The organism is Pseudomonas sp. GGS8 (assembly GCF_024168645.1).
Lineage (GTDB): Bacteria > Pseudomonadota > Gammaproteobacteria > Pseudomonadales > Pseudomonadaceae > Aquipseudomonas.
Genome location: NZ_JALJWF010000001.1, coordinates 4,502,799 through 4,520,049 on the forward strand (window position 1 = coordinate 4,502,799; position 17,251 = coordinate 4,520,049).

General features: G+C 59.1%; 16 protein-coding genes. 8 read left to right on the forward strand and 8 right to left on the reverse strand.

Going from position 1 to position 17,251, the window contains the following annotated elements; genetic code table 11:
• The first annotated feature begins 15 nt into the window (after positions 1-15).
• Complete coding sequence (locus tag J3D54_RS20330) at positions 16-369, forward strand: DUF1428 domain-containing protein (RefSeq protein ID WP_253422097.1); 354 nt, start codon at positions 16-18, stop codon at positions 367-369.
• 13 nt (positions 370-382) lie between these two features.
• Here J3D54_RS20330 and J3D54_RS20335 read toward each other — a convergent pair whose 3' ends face one another.
• Positions 383-577, reverse strand: coding sequence for a hypothetical protein (locus tag J3D54_RS20335; RefSeq protein WP_018930099.1), 195 nt, complete (start codon positions 575-577; stop codon positions 383-385).
• Positions 578-702: 125 nt separating this feature from the next.
• On the opposite strand from J3D54_RS20335, the gene thpR reads away from it, so the two are divergent.
• A complete protein-coding gene (gene thpR / locus J3D54_RS20340; RefSeq protein WP_253422105.1) occupies positions 703-1,242 on the forward strand; it encodes an RNA 2',3'-cyclic phosphodiesterase in 540 nt (179 codons plus the stop codon).
• 184 nt (positions 1,243-1,426) lie between these two features.
• On the opposite strand, the gene J3D54_RS20345 is transcribed toward thpR, so the two are convergent.
• The 5 genes from J3D54_RS20345 to J3D54_RS20365 all read right to left on the reverse strand — a co-directional run bounded on the left by J3D54_RS20345 (position 1,427) and on the right by J3D54_RS20365 (position 6,923).
• Positions 1,427-2,524 (reverse strand): polyamine ABC transporter substrate-binding protein, encoded by a 1,098-nt coding sequence (locus J3D54_RS20345; protein WP_253422108.1) that lies wholly within the window; start codon positions 2,522-2,524, stop codon positions 1,427-1,429.
• Positions 2,525-2,789: 265 nt separating this feature from the next.
• Positions 2,790-3,674: an ABC transporter permease subunit gene (locus tag J3D54_RS20350; protein ID WP_253422110.1), complete on the reverse strand. Its 885-nt coding sequence runs from the start codon at positions 3,672-3,674 to the stop codon at positions 2,790-2,792.
• A complete protein-coding gene (locus J3D54_RS20355) occupies positions 3,671-4,552 on the reverse strand; it encodes an ABC transporter permease subunit (RefSeq protein WP_253426672.1) in 882 nt (293 codons plus the stop codon). Before J3D54_RS20355 ends, J3D54_RS20350 begins: the two co-directional genes overlap by 4 nt.
• A 29-nt stretch (positions 4,553-4,581) precedes the next feature.
• Positions 4,582-5,724, reverse strand: a complete 1,143-nt coding sequence (potA, locus tag J3D54_RS20360) for a polyamine ABC transporter ATP-binding protein (RefSeq protein WP_018930104.1) — start codon at positions 5,722-5,724, stop codon at positions 4,582-4,584.
• A gap of 437 nt (positions 5,725-6,161) precedes the next feature.
• Positions 6,162-6,923, reverse strand: coding sequence for a gamma-glutamyl-gamma-aminobutyrate hydrolase family protein (locus J3D54_RS20365; RefSeq protein ID WP_253422112.1), 762 nt, complete (start codon positions 6,921-6,923; stop codon positions 6,162-6,164).
• Between the two features lie 279 nt (positions 6,924-7,202).
• Between J3D54_RS20365 and J3D54_RS20370 the strand changes: the two genes are divergently transcribed.
• The 4 genes from J3D54_RS20370 (at position 7,203) to J3D54_RS20385 (ending at position 12,597) form a co-directional block, all read left to right on the forward strand.
• Positions 7,203-8,579, forward strand: a complete 1,377-nt coding sequence (locus J3D54_RS20370) for a glutamine synthetase family protein (RefSeq protein WP_253422114.1) — start codon at positions 7,203-7,205, stop codon at positions 8,577-8,579.
• Between the two features lie 282 nt (positions 8,580-8,861).
• Positions 8,862-10,352, forward strand: coding sequence for an aldehyde dehydrogenase (locus J3D54_RS20375; protein WP_253422117.1), 1,491 nt, complete (start codon positions 8,862-8,864; stop codon positions 10,350-10,352).
• 52 nt (positions 10,353-10,404) lie between these two features.
• Positions 10,405-11,688, forward strand: a complete 1,284-nt coding sequence (locus J3D54_RS20380) for an FAD-binding oxidoreductase (RefSeq protein WP_253422118.1) — start codon at positions 10,405-10,407, stop codon at positions 11,686-11,688.
• 360 nt (positions 11,689-12,048) lie between these two features.
• Positions 12,049-12,597 carry a cupin domain-containing protein gene (locus J3D54_RS20385; protein ID WP_007938772.1) on the forward strand — a complete coding sequence of 183 codons (549 nt, stop codon included), beginning with the start codon at positions 12,049-12,051 and terminating at the stop codon, positions 12,595-12,597.
• A 57-nt stretch (positions 12,598-12,654) separates the two neighbouring features.
• Here J3D54_RS20385 and J3D54_RS20390 read toward each other — a convergent pair whose 3' ends face one another.
• Both J3D54_RS20390 and J3D54_RS20395 read right to left on the reverse strand, forming a co-directional pair.
• A complete protein-coding gene (locus tag J3D54_RS20390) occupies positions 12,655-13,476 on the reverse strand; it encodes an MBL fold metallo-hydrolase (protein WP_253422120.1) in 822 nt (273 codons plus the stop codon).
• Between the two features lie 62 nt (positions 13,477-13,538).
• On the reverse strand, positions 13,539-14,618 hold the full coding sequence (locus tag J3D54_RS20395) for an SDR family oxidoreductase (RefSeq protein ID WP_253422121.1): 1,080 nt from the start codon (positions 14,616-14,618) through the stop codon (positions 13,539-13,541).
• A gap of 74 nt (positions 14,619-14,692) precedes the next feature.
• Here J3D54_RS20395 and J3D54_RS20400 point away from each other — a divergent pair, with 74 nt between their 5' ends.
• Both J3D54_RS20400 and J3D54_RS20410 read left to right on the forward strand, forming a co-directional pair.
• Complete coding sequence (locus J3D54_RS20400) at positions 14,693-15,082, forward strand: MerR family transcriptional regulator (RefSeq protein WP_253422123.1); 390 nt, start codon at positions 14,693-14,695, stop codon at positions 15,080-15,082.
• Between the two features lie 444 nt (positions 15,083-15,526).
• Positions 15,527-17,233, forward strand: coding sequence for a ShlB/FhaC/HecB family hemolysin secretion/activation protein (locus J3D54_RS20410; RefSeq protein WP_253422124.1), 1,707 nt, complete (start codon positions 15,527-15,529; stop codon positions 17,231-17,233).
• Positions 17,234-17,251: the final 18 nt, after the last annotated feature.

Below are 17,251 nucleotides of genomic sequence, written 5' to 3' on the forward strand. Positions count from 1 at the left end.
CCGAGGAGAACGATCATGGCTTACGTTGATGGCTTCGTTGCAGCAGTACCCAAGGCCAACCGCGAAAAATTCAAGAAACACGCGGAGTCCGCCGCCGCGATTTTCAAGGAGAACGGCGCGCTCAGCCTCGCCGAATGCTGGGGCGACGACGTGCCTGAGGGCAAAGTGACGTCGTTTCCCATGGCGGTCAAACTCAAGGAAGACGAAACCGTGGTGTTTTCCTGGATCGTCTGGCCGGACAAGGCTACCCGCGACGCCGGCATGGCGAAACTGATGAGCGATCCGCGGATGCAACCGGACGTCAATCCGATGCCGTTCGACGGTCAGCGGGCGATTTTTGGCGGTTTCGAGATGCTCGTCAAAGCCTGAAGGGGCGGCAGGATCACTCCGGCGTCGGGGTGATCCTGCAGCTTTTGCGGTTACGAATCTCGCTGTCCGACGGCCGCTCCTTGATGAACTCGAAGCGCGGCTCGCCTTCGTTGTAATGAACCAGCCAGCCCCATTCCAGCTCGGACTCATCCTGGCCGGGCTTCGGTGGCACGGCCCACCATGGCTCTTTGCTGATGACCTGACGCATGGCGTCCTCCCGTCGATTCGGTTGCTTCAACTATAACGCGCATGCCGGCAGCTGCCAGAAATGGGCTTGCCGGCGTGGTATCCCTTTGTAAACTCAGAGGGTCCCCACGCATTGAGGTGCCCGACATGAGCGATGAAACCCGCGAGCCGTTCAAACGGCTGTTTTTCGCCCTGAACTGCGCCCCCGAACAACGCCGGGCCATCGCCCAATGGCGCAGCGCGCTGGGGCTCAACGTCGGGCGCCCGGTGCCGGCGGAAAACTTTCATCTGACCCTGCTGTTTCTCGGCACGGTCGGCATGGCGCAGATAGCGGGTATCTGCAAGGCCGCCGCGAATATCCGCACCCCCGGCGTGCCGTTGACAGTAGTGCTTGATCGGCTGGACGTCTGGCGTCGCTCCGGGGTGTTGTTGCTGGCCCCCGCTCAGGCAGCACCGGAGTTGCTGCGCCTGGTGTATGCGCTGGAGCAGGCCATGCTGCCGTTCGGTTTTGAAGACACCCGTCGGGAATTCCGCCCGCATTTGACCCTGATGCGCGACTACCGCGCGCCGATCCCCGAATCCGCGACGCCGCCGGAGTTTTACCTGCGCGCCGATCGCTTCAGCCTGTTCCAATCCCATAAAGGCCGGTACATAGCGCTGGCCGAGTGGCCGCTGGTCGCTGCATAAACGAACACAAAAAAAGGCGCCCGAGGGCGCCCGAAACTCACCTTGACCGAGGAGCCAGGTGAGGCCGTTCTTCTGAGAGGAGTGCAGCGGTGGTAAGGCGCTGCGTGAACGGAAAATGGAAAGCGATGATCGTTCCCACGCGGAGCCTGGGAACGATCAGGCGGGTTTGCGATGCCAGTGGGGGTTACTTACCGAGCTTCACCCGCGTCCAGCCCCGAGTCATGATCCGTTGCGTGGCAATCGGCATGTCAGGAATGGCATACAACGTCGCCATCACCGCTTGCGGCGGATACGACCCCGGGTCGTCGCGAATCGCTTCATCCACCAACGGTGTGGCCGCTGCGTTGGCATTGCTGTAACCGATGCTGTTGGTGACTTCGGCGATGATGTCCGGGCGCATCAGGAAGTTCATGAACAGGTAGGCGTTGTCGACGTTGGCGGCGTCCCGGGGGATGGCGACCATGTCGTAAAAGCTGCCGGCGCCTTCTTTAGGGATGCTGTACTCGATCTTGACCTTGTCGCCGGCTTCCTGGGCGCGGGCCTTGGCTTGCAGCACATCGCCGGAGTAACCGACAGCCACGCAGATGTTGCCATTGGCCAGGTCGGAGATGTATTTCGACGAATGAAAGTAGGCCACCGACGGCCGGATCTTCATGAACAGCGCCTCGGCTTCGGCGATTTGCGCCTTGTCCCGGGAGTTCACCGGATAGCCCAGATAGCGCAGGGCGGCCGGAAGCATTTCGGTCGGCGAATCAAGAAAGCTGATGCCGCAGGCTTTGAGCTTGGCGGCGTTTTCCGGTTTGAACAGCAAGTCCCAGGAATTCACCGGGGCATCAGTGCCGAGCACTTCCTTGACCTTGGCCGGGTTGTAACCGATGCCGATCGAACCCCACATGTACGGGAAGGCGTGGCTGTTATCCGGGTCACTGGCAGAGGCGTTTTTCAGCAGCACCGGGTTGAGGTTTTTCCAGTTCGACAGCTTCGATTTGTCCAGTTCCTGATAGACCCCAGCCTTGATCTGCTTGGCCAGGAAACTGTTGGACGGCACCACGATGTCATAGCCAGATTTCCCCGCCAGCAGCCGCGCCTCAAGGGTTTCGTTACTGTCGAACACATCGTAGGTCACGCGGATGCCGGTCTCGTCTTCGAACTTCTTGACGGTGTCCGGGGCAATGTAGTCCGACCAATTGTAGACGCGCAGAACCTTGTCATTGGCCTGGGCGCCAGCGGTCATTGCGCCCAATAAGGACAGTGTCAGCAGAGTCCTGCCAAACATTTTCATTGGTACAACTCCATTTTCTTTTTATTCAAATCACATAAAGCAAAGGTCCAGTGAACACAAAACCTGTGGCGAGGGAGCTTGCTGTGGCGAGGGGGCTTGCCCCCGTTGGGCTGCGAAGCGGCCCCCAAACCTGTAAACGAGGTGTATCAAGCACACTGAATTCGCTGGTTTACGACTGCTTCGCAGCCGAACGGGGGCAAGCCCCCTCGCCACAACAAGCTCGCTCGCCACAGGATGGTGCTCATTTAACTGAGCATCAGTGGCGCTAGGCCGTCGTTTCTACCAATTGCTTTTTCGGTTGCTGCCACGATTCGCTGGCGGTCTGGTCCATCGCTTCCTGAATCGCCCGTTTGCGGGTGGCTTCGGCCCTGCGGCTGAAGTACCAGACCATAAACGTGACGATCGACACCGCCAGCAGTATCAGGCTGGCCACCGCATTGATCTCAGGCTTCACGCCCAGACGCACCGCCGAGAACACTTCCATCGGCAGGGTCGTCGAACCTGGCCCCGACACAAAGCTCGCCAGCACCAAATCATCCAGCGACAAGGCAAACGACATCATGCCGCCGGCCGCCAGTGACGGCGCGATCATCGGGATGGTGATCAAAAAGAACACCTTGAGCGGCCGCGCACCGAGGTCCATGGCGGCTTCTTCGATCGACAAATCCAGCTCACGCAAACGCGCCGACACCACCACCGCCACATACGCTGCACAGAACGTGGTGTGAGCAATCCAGATCGTCACCAGACCGCGTTCCTGCGGCCAGCCGATCATCTGCGCCATGGCCACGAACAGCAGCAACAGCGACAGACCGGTGATCACTTCCGGCATCACCAGCGGCGCGGTGACCAACCCGCCGAACAGCGTGCGGCCCTTGAAGCGCGTCACGCGGGTCAGCACGAACGCCGCCAAAGTACCGAGTGCCACCGCGGCAATCGCCGTGTAGCAGGCGATTTCCAGCGAGCGCACCACCGAGCCCATCAGTTGCGTGTTGTCGAGCAGGCCGACGTACCACTTCACCGACCAGCCGCCCCACACCGTCACCAGCTTCGAGGCGTTGAACGAGTAGATCACCAGAATCAGCATCGGCAGGTAGATAAACGACAGGCCGAGCACCAGCATCAATCGTGAAAATCCGAAACGGTTCATCCCCGTCCCTCCATCTCTTTGGCCTGGCTACGGTTGAACAGCAGAATCGGCACAATCAGGATCGCCAGCATCACCACCGCCAGGGCGGACGCCACCGGCCAGTCGCGGTTGTTGAAGAACTCCTGCCACAACACGCGGCCGATCATCAGGGTTTCCGGGCCGCCCAACAGTTCCGGAATCACGAACTCACCGACCACTGGAATGAACACCAGCATGCAGCCGGCGATGATCCCGTTCTTGGCCAGCGGCACCGTGATTTTCCAGAAGTTGTTGAAGTTGCTCGAACCCAGATCCGACGCTGCCTCCAGCAGGCTGCCATCGTGCTTCACCAGGTTGGCGTACAGCGGCAACACCATGAACGGCAGGTACGCGTAAACCACCCCGATGTAGACGGCGGTGTTGGTGTTGAGGATCTCGACCGGCTGTGACGTAAGGCCGGTCCACATCAGGAACGCGTTGAGCAGACCGTTGTTGCTGAGGATGCCCATCCACGCATACACGCGGATCAGGATCGCCGTCCAGGTCGGCATCATGATCAACAGCAGCAAGACGTTTTGCGTTTCCTTGTTGGCCTTGGTAATCGCATAAGCCATCGGGAAGCCGATCACCAGGCACATCAGCGTGCTTAAAAACGCGACCTTCAACGAGCCAAAGTAAGCCGAGATGTACAGCTCATCTTCGGTCAGCAGCGAGTAGTTGCCGAGGTTCAGCAGCAGCTGAAATTTCTGTTCGGCGAAGGTGTAAATCTCGGAGTAGGGCGGAATGGCCAGGGCTGCTTCCGAGAAGCTGATCTTCATCACCAGGAAGAACGGCAACAGGAAAAACAGGCACAGCCACAGGAACGGAATGCCGATGACCAGTTTGCGGCCGCTGGGCACCAAGCGCAGGAATTGCTGATTGAAGGTTCTCATGAGCGCAGTACCACGCCGCTGTCGTCTTCCCACCACACGTAGACCTGATCGTCCCAGGTCGGACGCGCGCCACGGCGTTCGGCATTGGCCATGAACGACTGGACGATCTTGCCGCCGGGCAGCTCCACGTAAAACACCGAGTGGCCGCCGAGGTAGGCGATGTCATGCACCTTGCCTTCGGACCAGTTGTAGCGGGTCTCGGGCTTGAGGGTGCTGACCAGCATTTTTTCCGGGCGGATGGCGTAGGTGATCGACTTGTCCTGCACCGAGGTGCTCACGCCGTGGCCGACGTAAATCTTCTGCGCAAGGTCCGGGCTGTGGATGATCGCGTGACCTTCCAGGTCTTCCACAACGGTGCCGTCGAAGGCATTCACGTTGCCGATGAACTCGCAGACCATACGGCTGACCGGCGCTTCATAAATGTCCACCGGGCTGCCGATCTGGGCGATCCAGCCCAAGTGCATGATCGCGATACGCTCGGCCATGGTCATGGCTTCTTCCTGATCGTGGGTCACCATGACGCAGGTCACGCCGACCCGCTCGATGATTTCCACCAGCTCCAGTTGCATCTGCGAACGCAGCTTTTTATCCAGTGCGCCCATCGGTTCATCGAGCAGCAACAGCTTCGGCCGCTTGGCCAACGAACGCGCCAGCGCCACACGCTGACGCTGACCGCCAGACAACTGATGCGGTTTGCGTTTGGCGTATTGGGTCATGTGCACCAGGCGCAGCATTTCTTCGACACGGGCGTCGATTTCGCTGGCGGGCAAACGGTCCTGTTTGAGGCCGAAGGCGATGTTCTGCGCCACGGTCATGTGCGGGAACAGCGCATAGGACTGGAACATCATGTTGATCGGCCGTTCGTAGGGCGGCATGTCAGTGATGTCGACACCGTCGAGCAGAATCCGCCCTTCGGTCGGGCGTTCGAAGCCGGCGAGCATGCGCAGCAGCGTCGATTTACCCGAGCCGGAACCACCGAGCAAGGCGAAGATTTCGCCTTGATGGATCTCCAGGGACACATCGTCCACGGCGGTGGTTTCGTCGAATTTCTTGGTGACGCGGTCGACTTTCACCAGCACCTTTTTCGGTGCCTGGTGACCATCAAGAGCCTTCCTGTAGATGCTGGAGGCGTTTGCCATATGAAACTCCCAACAGGTTTCAGTCGTCGGGCCAACACGGCCTGACTTAGTAGTTGATTGCAAGCCCACGCCGTACGGTGCCAGTCATAACGCGACCCCCTGTAGGAGCGAGGATTGTGTGGCGAGGGGGCTTGCCCCCGTTGGGGGGCGAAGCGCCCCTGAATCAGTCGCCGCGATCTTGAATTAGAAAGCGGTGACCGATTTACGATTGCTTCGCAATCGAACGGGGGCAAGCCCCCTCGCCACACAAGCCCGCTCCCACAGGGATTTGCATTTGAATCACTGGCCCATACCGCTCGGGCTTATTCGGCACCGCCGTCCTGGCTGCCTGGTCGTACTTGTTGTTATTGCGGTTCATCTATTACGTGAGCCACCGGCGCGCAAAGGCACGCCCGCCAGACTCACGGGGGCAGTCAATCGATGGGTAATGTTTGAAGTCAGCGCGTATTACGCAGCGCCGCCCGTTGCCGGCACGCCTGGCCAAACGCCTGGAAAATTCTCAAATAAGGGGGATTTGAAAGCACCTGCCATTCCGGGTGCCATTGCACACCGATGGCGAAGGTCTTGCTGTGCTCGACGGAGATCGCCTCGATCAAACCATCCGGCGCGATCGCCTCAGCGCGCAGGCCTGGCGCGAGTCGATCGATGCCCTGGCTGTGAATCGAATTGACCATGAACTCAGCAGGCAACTCCAGCGCTTCGAACACGCCGCCCGGTTGCACAGTCACCGCATGGGCCGCTGCGTACTGCACGGCCAGATCGGGACTGTCCGCTTCCCGGTGATCGAGCATGTCGGGCAGCTCATGCACCTTCTGATGCAGGCTGCCACCGAACGCCACGTTCATTTCCTGAAAGCCCCGGCAGATGCCGAGCACCGGAACACCGGCGGCAATCGCTGCGCGCAATAAGGGCAGGGTGGTGGCGTCCCGTTGCGGATCGTGATCCGTTCCGGGAGCGCTGGCCGGGCCTTGATAGTGGAAGGGCTCCACATTCGATGGCGAGCCGGTCAGCAACAGACCGTCGAGCTGCGCGAGCAGCGCATCGATTTCGGTCAGATCGCCTAAGGAAGGAATGACCACCGGCAGCCCCAAAGCCGCGACGCTGACAGCACGCAAATACTTGTCTCCGCTGACATGGTAGGGGTGCAGGCCAATCTGTTTGACGCACGCAGTAACGCCGATCAATGGCTTGAATGCCATTTTTATCACCTCGAAGTTTCACACTTGAACGAGCTTTTCCGGAGCTTAGCCTTGTTGATTTTAATTAACAACTCTCATGTAAAAAATTCTAAACGCCGAACGTCCGATGCTGATGATTTGCACGGTGCGCAAGCCTGATATGGCACTATGGCGCCCAAAAAAGGCCATAAAATAAAGGCTAAAGGGTCATCTGTTCGCTATTGACTTCACTTTGCCGTTCGGGTTGACTGGCTCTCGCAAGTGAAGTGAACATAATAATTAACAGCTAATAGGTGCATCATGTCGGTCCCTCTGCGTGCCGTTCAACTCAACGAAGCAAACGCATTCCTTAAGCAACACCCTGAGGTTTTGTACGTCGACCTTCTGATTGCGGATATGAACGGCGTGGTGCGCGGCAAGCGCATCGAGCGCACCAGTCTCCATAAGGTCTACGAAAAAGGCATCAACCTGCCGGCGTCACTGTTTGCCCTGGACATCAACGGTTCTACGGTGGAAAGCACCGGCCTGGGTCTGGACATCGGCGACTCGGATCGCATCTGCTATCCCATCCCCGATACCCTCAGCATCGAACCCTGGCAGAAGCGTCCGACCGCGCAGCTGTTAATGACCATGCACGAACTCGAAGGCCAGCCGTTCTTCGCTGACCCGCGCGAAGTGCTGCGTCAGGTAGTCAGCAAGTTCGATGACATGGGCCTGACCATCTGCGCGGCGTTCGAGCTGGAGTTCTACCTGATCGACCAGGACAACGTGAACGGTCGTCCGCAGTCGCCACGCTCGCCGGTGTCCGGCAAACGTCCGCACTCGACCCAGGTGTACCTGATCGACGATCTGGACGAATACGTCGACTGCCTGCAAGACATCCTCGAAGGCGCGAAAGAGCAGGGCATTCCGGCTGACGCCATCGTCAAGGAAAGCGCCCCGGCGCAGTTCGAAGTCAACCTGCATCACGTCTCCGACCCTATAAAGGCCTGCGACTACGCGGTGCTGCTCAAGCGTCTGGTGAAGAACATCGCCTACGACCACGAGATGGACACCACGTTTATGGCCAAGCCGTATCCGGGTCAGGCGGGCAACGGTTTGCACGTGCACATTTCGATTCTCGACAAGCAAGGCAACAACATCTTCGCCAGCGAGGATCCCGTGCAGAACGCCGCGCTGCGTCACGCGATCGGCGGTGTGCTCGAGACCCTGCCGGCGCAGATGGCGTTCCTCTGCCCGAACGTCAACTCGTACCGGCGTTTCGGCGCGCAGTTCTATGTGCCGAACTCGCCGAGCTGGGGCATCGACAACCGTACCGTGGCAGTGCGCGTGCCCACCGGTTCGGCGGATGCCGTGCGCATCGAACACCGCGTTGCCGGCGCCGATGCCAACCCGTACCTGCTGATGGCCTCGGTACTGGCCGGTATTCACCACGGCCTGACCAACGAAATCGAGCCGGGCGCCCCGGTGGAAGGCAACAGCTACGAGCAGAACGAGCAAAGCCTGCCAAACAACCTGCGCGATGCGTTGCGCGAGCTGGACGACAGCGAAGTTATGGCGCGCTACATCGACCCGCTGTACATCGACGTGTTCGTGGCGTGCAAGGAAAGCGAGCTGGCCGAGTTCGAAAACTCCATTTCAGACCTTGAGTACAACTGGTACCTGCACACGGTTTGATGGGCGGAAAAGCCGTCAGTCAAGAATGAAAGGTGGGTGTACACAGTTCATGTGTACACCACCAACCCCTGTGGGAGCGACCTGTGGCGAGGGGGCTTGCCCCCGTTGGGCTGCGAAGCAGTCCTAGAGTCTCTGGTGTACTAAAGATTTTGTGAGCGCTACGCACTCAAACGGGGGCAAGCCCCCTCGCCACAGGTCGCTCCCACAGTGATCGTAGTTCTCTGATCGTTATTGGTCGGCTTTAGTCCGACGACTACTTATTCCTTGCGTCGAGTCACAACCATGACAAACACTCGCAGCGACTGGGAGCAACGCTTCCAGTCCTTGACACTAGAAGGCCGCGCATTCATCGACGGCCACTACCTCCCGGCACTCAGTGGCGACACCTTCGAATGCGTCAGCCCGGTCGACGGCCGCTTTCTGGCGAACATCGCCAGCACCGACGAAGCCGACGCCAATGCCGCCGTGCAGGTTGCACGCCGCACATTCGAATCCGGCATCTGGGCCAAGCTGCCCCCGGCGGAGCGCAAGCGCATCCTGATTCGTTTCGCCGATCTGATTCTGCAAAACCAGGAAGAATTGGCGCTGCTGGAAACCCTCGACATGGGCAAACCCATCAGCGACTCCATGGCCATCGACATTCCAGCGACCGCCAATGCGATCCGCTGGAGCGCCGAGGCCATCGACAAAATCTACGACGAGGTCGCCGCCACACCACACGACCAATTGGGCCTGATCACTCGCGAACCCGCAGGCGTTGTCGCCGCGATCGTGCCGTGGAACTTCCCGCTGATCATGGCCAGCTGGAAGTTCGCCCCAGCCCTGGCGGCAGGCAACTCGTTCATCCTCAAACCTTCGGAAAAGTCGCCTCTGACGGCGATCCGCATCGCGCAACTGGCCCTCGACGCCGGCATCCCCAAAGGCGTGTTTAACGTCTTGCCGGGTTTCGGTCACACCGTCGGCAAGGCGCTGGCGTTGCACATGGATGTCGACGTGCTGGCCTTCACGGGCTCCACCGCGATTGCCAAGCAACTGATGATCTACGCCGGGCAAAGCAACATGAAACGGGTGTGGCTGGAGGCGGGTGGGAAGAGCCCGAACGTGGTGTTCGCCGACGCGCCGGACTTGCGCGCAGCCGCTCAGGCAGCGGCTGGTGCGATTGCCTTCAACCAGGGCGAAGTCTGCACCGCCGGCTCGCGGCTGCTGGTGGAGCGCTCGATCCGCGAGCAGTTCATTCCGTTGCTGGTGGAAGCCTTGCAAGCCTGGAAACCGGGGCATGCCCTCGACCCGGAAACCTCCGTCGGAGCCGTCGTCGATCAGCGCCAATTGGACAATGTGCTGCGCTACATCCAGGTCGGCAAAGACCAGGGCGCGCAACTGATTGCTGGCGGCAATCGCACCCTCGAAGACACCGGTGGCCTGTACGTGGAACCGGCGATTTTCGACGGCGTGACCAACGCCATGACCATCGCCCGTGAAGAAATTTTCGGCCCGGTGCTGTCGCTGATTACCTTCGACACCGCTGAAGAAGCGCTGGCGATTGCCAACGACAGCATCTTCGGCCTCGCCGCCGGCGTGTGGACCAGCAACCTCAGCAAGGCCCACACCTTCGCTCGCGGCTTGCGGGCCGGCAGCGTCTGGGTCAACCAGTACGACGGTGGCGACATGACCGCGCCGTTCGGCGGGTTCAAGCAGTCGGGTAACGGTCGGGACAAATCGCTGCATGCGTTCGACAAATACACCGAACTCAAAGCGACCTGGATCAAGCTCTAACACTTTTACAGCGGCGGTCGCGGGCACATGCCTGCGGCCCTCGGAGAAATGTATGAAACAAGCACATGTAAACAGCTACTACGCCGCGACCCGCAACCAGACCGGCGATTACCCGATACTTGAAGAGCTGGTGGAATGCGATGTCTGTGTGATCGGCGCCGGCTACACCGGGCTGTCCTCGGCATTGTTCCTCAGCGAAGCGGGCTACAGCGTCACCGTACTGGAAGCCGCCAAAGTCGGCTTCGGCGCCAGCGGTCGTAACGGCGGCCAACTGGTCAACTCCTACAGCCGCGACGTCGATGTGATCGAAGAGCGCTACGGCGACAAGACCGCCGAAGTCCTGGGCAGCATGATCTTCGAAGGCGCCGACATCATCCGTTCGCGCATCAAGGAGTACGACATCAAATGCGACTACCGCCCCGGCGGCATCTTCGCAGCGCTGAACAAAAAACAACTCAACGGCCTGGCCGAGCAGAAGCGCAATTGGGAACGCTACGGCAACCGCAATCTGAAAATGCTCGACGCGGCTGACATCCAGCGTGAAGTCGGTTGCGACAACTACGTCGGCGGCCTGCTGGACATGCAGGGTGGCCACATCCATCCGCTGAACCTGGCCCTCGGCGAAGCTGCCGCGATCATTCGCCTGGGCGGCAAAATCTACGAACAATCCGCCGCCGTGGACATCTCCTACGGCGAGCCAATCACCGTGCGCACCGCCAAAGGCGTGGTGCGGGCCAAGTACCTGCTGATCGCCGGCAACGCCTACCTGCCGCAAGACCTCGACAACCGCGTCACGCGCAAAAGCATGCCTTGCGGTTCGCAAATCGTCGTCACCGAGCCGCTGTCCGAGAAAGTCGCCCGCAGCCTGATTACCAATAATTACTGCGTCGAAGACTGCAACTACCTGCTCGACTACTACCGCCTCACCGCCGACAACCGCCTGCTGTACGGCGGCGGCGTGGTCTACGGCGCCCGCGAGCCGGACGACATCGAACAACTGATCCGCCCGAAAATCCTCAAGACCTTCCCGCAACTCAAGGACGTGAAAATCGACTACCGCTGGACCGGCAACTTCCTGCTGACCATGTCGCGCATGCCGCAATTCGGCCGCATCGAGAAAAACGCCTACTACATGCAAGGCTACAGCGGCCACGGCGTCACTTGCTCGCACCTGGCCGGCAAACTGATCTCGGAAATGATCCGCGGCGACGCCGAACGCTTCGATGCTTTCGCATCGTTGCCGCACATGCCGATGCTCGGCGGCCGCACCTTCCAGGCCCCACTCACCGCCATGGGCGCGGCGTATTACGCGCTGCGCGATCGTTTCGGCATCTAGGTCTGACGCAATCCCTGTAGGAGCTGAGCTTGCTCGCGAAGACGGCCGCACAGTCAACATTGATGGCGCCTGACACACCTCCATCGCGAGCAGGCTCACTCCCACAAGGGACTTGGCGCCATACACAAATTTTGCGAACAATACCGACCACTGTGGGAGCGGGCTTCGTACATGGACGGACGACTATCGTTCGCCTATTCGATTTATCTGCCGTTTATCGAACCTGCTGAGCAACACCAACAAACGTGATTTAATACCCGCCTTCCACGGTTCCGGGACGGGAAACGGCGTACTCCGCGGCCACCAGTCGCCCGCCACCCACCCCCATTTCCCCTTAAGTAGTGCTCACATAAGGCTGTCATGGACACGGGCTCACGACTCAAATTAGTACGCGAAAGCTACAAACTGTCCCAGCGCGAGCTGGCCCGGCGTAGCGGCGTTACCAATGCCACCATCTCCCTGATCGAACAGAATCGCGTCAGCCCCTCCGTCAGCTCTCTCAAAAAACTGCTCGAAGGCATTCCCATGTCTTTGGCGGACTTCTTCACCTTCGACCAACCACCACGTGAGCATCAGTACGTGTTCCGCGCCAATGAACAGCCGGATCTCGGGCGTCATGGGTTGCGGTTGTTGCTGATTGGCGCTTCGGTGCCGAGTCGGCAGATGCGGCTGTTGCGTGAGCAATACGCGCCTGGGGCGAGTTCGGGGGAAGAACCGATTGTGCATGCTGAAGGGGAGGAGTGTGGGCTGGTTACCCGTGGCACGGTTGAGCTGACTGTTGATGGTCAGGTGAGCGTGTTGAATGCCGGGGATGGGTATTACTTTCCGACAACGTTGCCGCATCGGTTTCGCAATATTGGGGCGGATGAGGCTGAAATCATCAGCGCCAACACCCCGGCTAACTTCTGAGTGTGCGTCCGGCAAAGTCATCTATCGAAGCCTTTTTGAACCCGAATGCCAACTATTTCAGCAGGGCTGGCCATTTTCCAGGTACCTACTCCCGCTCCTTACGGTTCGGATATTCAGTACCTCACCGTCACATGGGATGAGCAATCGCTTAGCGACTTCCGCGCGCTCTGCCGCCATTGCTAGCTCTTCGCGGGACACCGGACAATGATTAAGGGCCTCCAAATGGTTGGCAATGACCCTGCCAGCAACCGACCGTGTGAACTCGATGACTTCTTCAACCCCCATGATTATCTCGCTACCGACATCCAGACACGCACCACCGGCAGGAACGACCGAAACCGCAGGCTGATGAAGAGCCACAAACCGTCGAATCTGGTCGGTGAGTACCGTATCGCCGGCTAGGTATAGGGTGGGCTCTCCCACAATCTCGATGAAATACCCGACACCATGTTCCATGAGTCGACCGACAAGCCCCCGCCCATGGGTGCATGTAACAGTCCTGATCTTGCCGCCGAGAAATGGCTGCGGACAGTGATGATCGTCTGGCAATGATGCGACGTTCAATCCACGCCGGATCAAGTACCTGGCGTCATGCGGTGTACAGATCACTGGAATTTGTTTCTCACGCAACCATTTTATTGCTGCCCGATCCAGATGATCGAAGTGGCCTTTCTGGCAGTGCGTTATCAAACAGTGCGTGATCGACTCGAGCAGCACATTTGCAGTCGCTGGTAACGGCACCGTTGGATTGCGCTGCCTGTTACTGAAGACCTTTAGAGACGGATATGCACCCTGTTCTCCCAGCATAGGATCGACAATGACTCGACAAGGGCCGATTTCAAGCACGATGGTTGCACTTCTAAGTTGATGAATCCGCATTACTTACCTCAGGAAAGTCCATTTAATCGGGGCTAACGGCTTTGTCGCCCTCAAGGGAGAAGTCAGCGGGCCTTGCCCTTGGCTATGCAATATGAGTTGACGAACGTTGCAGTGTGCTGCAAAGACTGACGTATATCCGGTTTGGCTATTCCATGCCTGTTGGCAAATTGCTCGACCGCCGCTGTATCAAAACGAGTGGTCTGGATAAAGTCCAAGGCTTCGGCTTTTGTATTCAAAAACCGCGCGACGGGAGGAATACTCAGTAGCAACTTCAGCAATCGGAGCGAAATGTAATGCTTGGGAGACTTTAAGCCAATGGGTTGTGCCACCTGTACCAGGAGTTCTCGCAAGTTGGGAGTTTGGTCATCAAGCGCCAGCAGTTCCTGGCCCGCCATGGCAGGATCAAAAGCACAAACCGCCACCAGCTCAACCAGGTAATCCACGGTGACCAGTGGCAGCCAGTGCTCGGCGGTACCGGGCACTGCAGTCAGCTTTCCCTGCACAAGGTTGCGTATCAGCTCCACCAGCGGCTGACCGTCAAGGATATGTCCCGTGCGGCTGTGGCCACAAACCGTCGCGGGGTGGACAACGGTAATCTCCCCGCCCTTGGCGGACATGACCTCCAGGGTCGCAAAATGCGCCTCCAGCTTGCTCCCCTCGTAACCACCGACATGTCGGTAGACGGCAGGCCAATTCGTCAACTCCGGATGACGAGGATCAATTCCGATGCGTTGCAGATGTTCATGATTTTTCAGCATGTAGCCGCCGATCATCACTAACCGGCTTTTTTGCTCAGCCGCCAACAGCGCCACGCGCTTTGCCCCTTCCACATTCACTGCACGAGAATGCTCCACTGAAAGCCCCCATGCGAAGTGGGCGCCTAGGTGGAATATGACTCTGGCGTGCCTTAGCACTTCTCGGTCAGCAAGACTCAGCCCGAGGTTGTCCCGTTCCAGATCGCCAGCTACGGCAAATACCCGGGTTGCGCACCCTCCCAGATTGTCGACTTGCTTGCGCAGTGCAGCTAGTCGCTCTGGGCGACGCATCAACACCCGAATGGTGTGACCTTTTGCACTCAGGTACGCCACCAAATGTTGACCGATGAAGCCGGTACCCCCCGTGACAAAGCATTCCACGCTCATTTCCCTGTTCCTTGTTTAAGGTGAGAAATCAAGCGTAAACTATCGACCCAACTCTATAGTCAAGCGGTGTTTTCATGAAAATCGGCGAACTCGAGGCCCGCAGCGGCGCCAGCCGCCATACGCTGCGTTACTACGAGCAAATCGGCCTGATCTCACCGCTGCGGCGAACTAACAACTATCGCGTTTACACAGCGCAAACTCTTCAGGATCTGCACTTTATCCAGCGCGCGCAAAGCATGGGGTTTTCCCTGGGGGAAATAGGCGAGATTCTGGATGCGCAGCGGAACAAGCTGATCGATTGTGCTGACGGCGCTAAGCTAATTGAAAAGAAGATGGCAGAAATCAAACAGAAAATCGCCAACTTCCAAAGCGTTTATCGGTATCTGGATGAAGAGCGTGCAAAGCTCGAAGCCAGTGCTGCCAAGCAACTTGAGCTTCAGCAGCTGAACAACTCTTCCAACTGAACGGTCAGCCTCTGGAAAACGGAAGCTGCAGCCTGCTTCCAGTTTCAAGCCCCCTTACGCATTGTCTAAAACCTTCTGGCCAGGCCCTGGACAGTAAGCGCCCGCCCAACAGACCTTGCGTGGTTAAACGGGCGCCCATCTACGCGGCAGCAACTCGGTAATCTCACTCACCCGCTGCGTCGGCAGTCGCGTGAGTACGCCCTTTAAATACGCCCCCCGCTCAAGTGCCGCAGCACCGGCTGCGGATTACAACGCCTTGGTGTTGTGAGCCATTTTTCTACACCACATCAGGAAATGTCCTGCGCTCTCGTCGGAAGCGCCCGATTTAGCCATTACAACTCATCCCTTAACCTTCTCGAATGGATCCATTCATTGACGTCAGAATAATGGCCATCTAATATCGCGCCACTATTGTGCCATTACTCTCCATTCGAGGGATCGAACATGTACCCACCCGCCCTCGTGGCGAGGTTGTGCCTGGCTTTGCTGTGCCTTTCTCCGCTAACTCTTGCTCACGCTGCACCCACCCCCGGTGAAACCGATCTGATCCGCGAACGTCAGGATCGCTTGCTCGACGAGCAGCGTCGGCGTCTCGAGGAGCTCAAGGAATTACCCGGCAAGGCAGCCAAACCCGCGCCTCCGACGGCCCCGGCCGACGCCCGGTGTTTCCCCATCCAGGACATCGAACTCAAAGGCGCCGACAGTCTTTCGGACAGCGAGAAAAATCGCCTGCTCAAGCCTTACATAGGTCAGTGCCTGGGCGTTACGCAGCTCAACGAACTGCTGAAAGTCATCACCGATCTGTACATCGAGAAAGGCCTGGTCACCAGCCGTGCCTACTTGCCGCCGCAGGATTTGTCCGCCGGGCATCTGAAGGTGCTGGTGGTCGAGGGCCGGCTCGAAGGGTTGAAGGGCGCGGAGGGCAGCCAGCTGTCGGACCGCGAACTGGGGATGGCTTTTCCTGGCAAGAGCGGGGAGCTGGTCAATCTGCGGGAAATCGAGCAGATGGTGGATCAGCTCAACCGCTTGCCGTCGAATCAGGCGCAGATGGAATTGTCCCCGGGCAAGAACGTCGGTGGCAGTGAAGTGCTGGTCAAGAACACGCCGCAGAAGCCGTGGCGCGCCGGGTTGTCGCGCAGTAACGACGGCCAGCGCAGCACCGGCGAGCAACAGTGGGGCACGACGTTCGATTGGGACAGCCCGCTGGGCCTGGCCGATCAGTTGATGCTGCGCGGCGGTCACGATGCGATGAGCGATCACCAGCACACCTCCAACAACGCGATGCTCAATTACAGCCTGCCGTGGGGCTGGTGGAACTTCAGTTACACCTACAGCCAGAGCGAATATCGCTCGCAAGCCCAGGCCAACGGTTTCAATTTCAAGCAAACCGGCGACAGCGAAAACCATCAGTTGCGCGCCGAGCGGGTGATCCATCGCGACGCCCTGAGCAAGACGTCTCTCAGCACCGGCCTCTCGTACCTGCGCACCAACAACTTCATCGAAGACAGCAAGCTCAGGCTGAGCAGCAACCGCATCAGCGAAGCACAGTTCGGCATCAATCACGGCCGGCGGGTCGGCAGTGCGTTCGTCAACCTCGACCTGGGCATGCAACAAGGCATCGGCGCGTTCGACGCCCAGGGTAACGGCGATCCGGGCCCCGGCGAGCCGAACGCCCGTTACCGCAAATACACCGCCACCGCGAGTTATCTGCAGCCGTTCAAGCTGTGGGGCGAGTCCTTCAGTTTCAGCAGCCTGATGACCGGCCAGCGCAGCGAAGACGTGCTGTTCAGCCCGCAGCGCATGAGCCTGGGCGGGCAGTCGTCGATCCGCGGTTACAAGGACCAGTCCTTGTCCGGCGACAGTGGTGGCTACTGGCGCAACGACCTGCGCTGGAGCCGCCCGATCACTTTGGAATGGCTGCACCCGGTGTTCGCCGAATACGGCACCAGCCTGGGTTACGACCAGGGCGTGATCCGTGGTGACCGCTATAACGGCGATCAGCACGGGCGCATGTCCAGCGACTCGTGGGAGCTGTTCGCCCGAGGTCAGCATGTGGCGGCCAGCGTGACCTTTGCCCATTCCCTGGAACGCCCTGACGTGCTGACCGAGCGCGAAGCGCCGATCTACTTCCGCGTGGATTTCTTCCTCTAAATTCTGCTTTAACGAGAC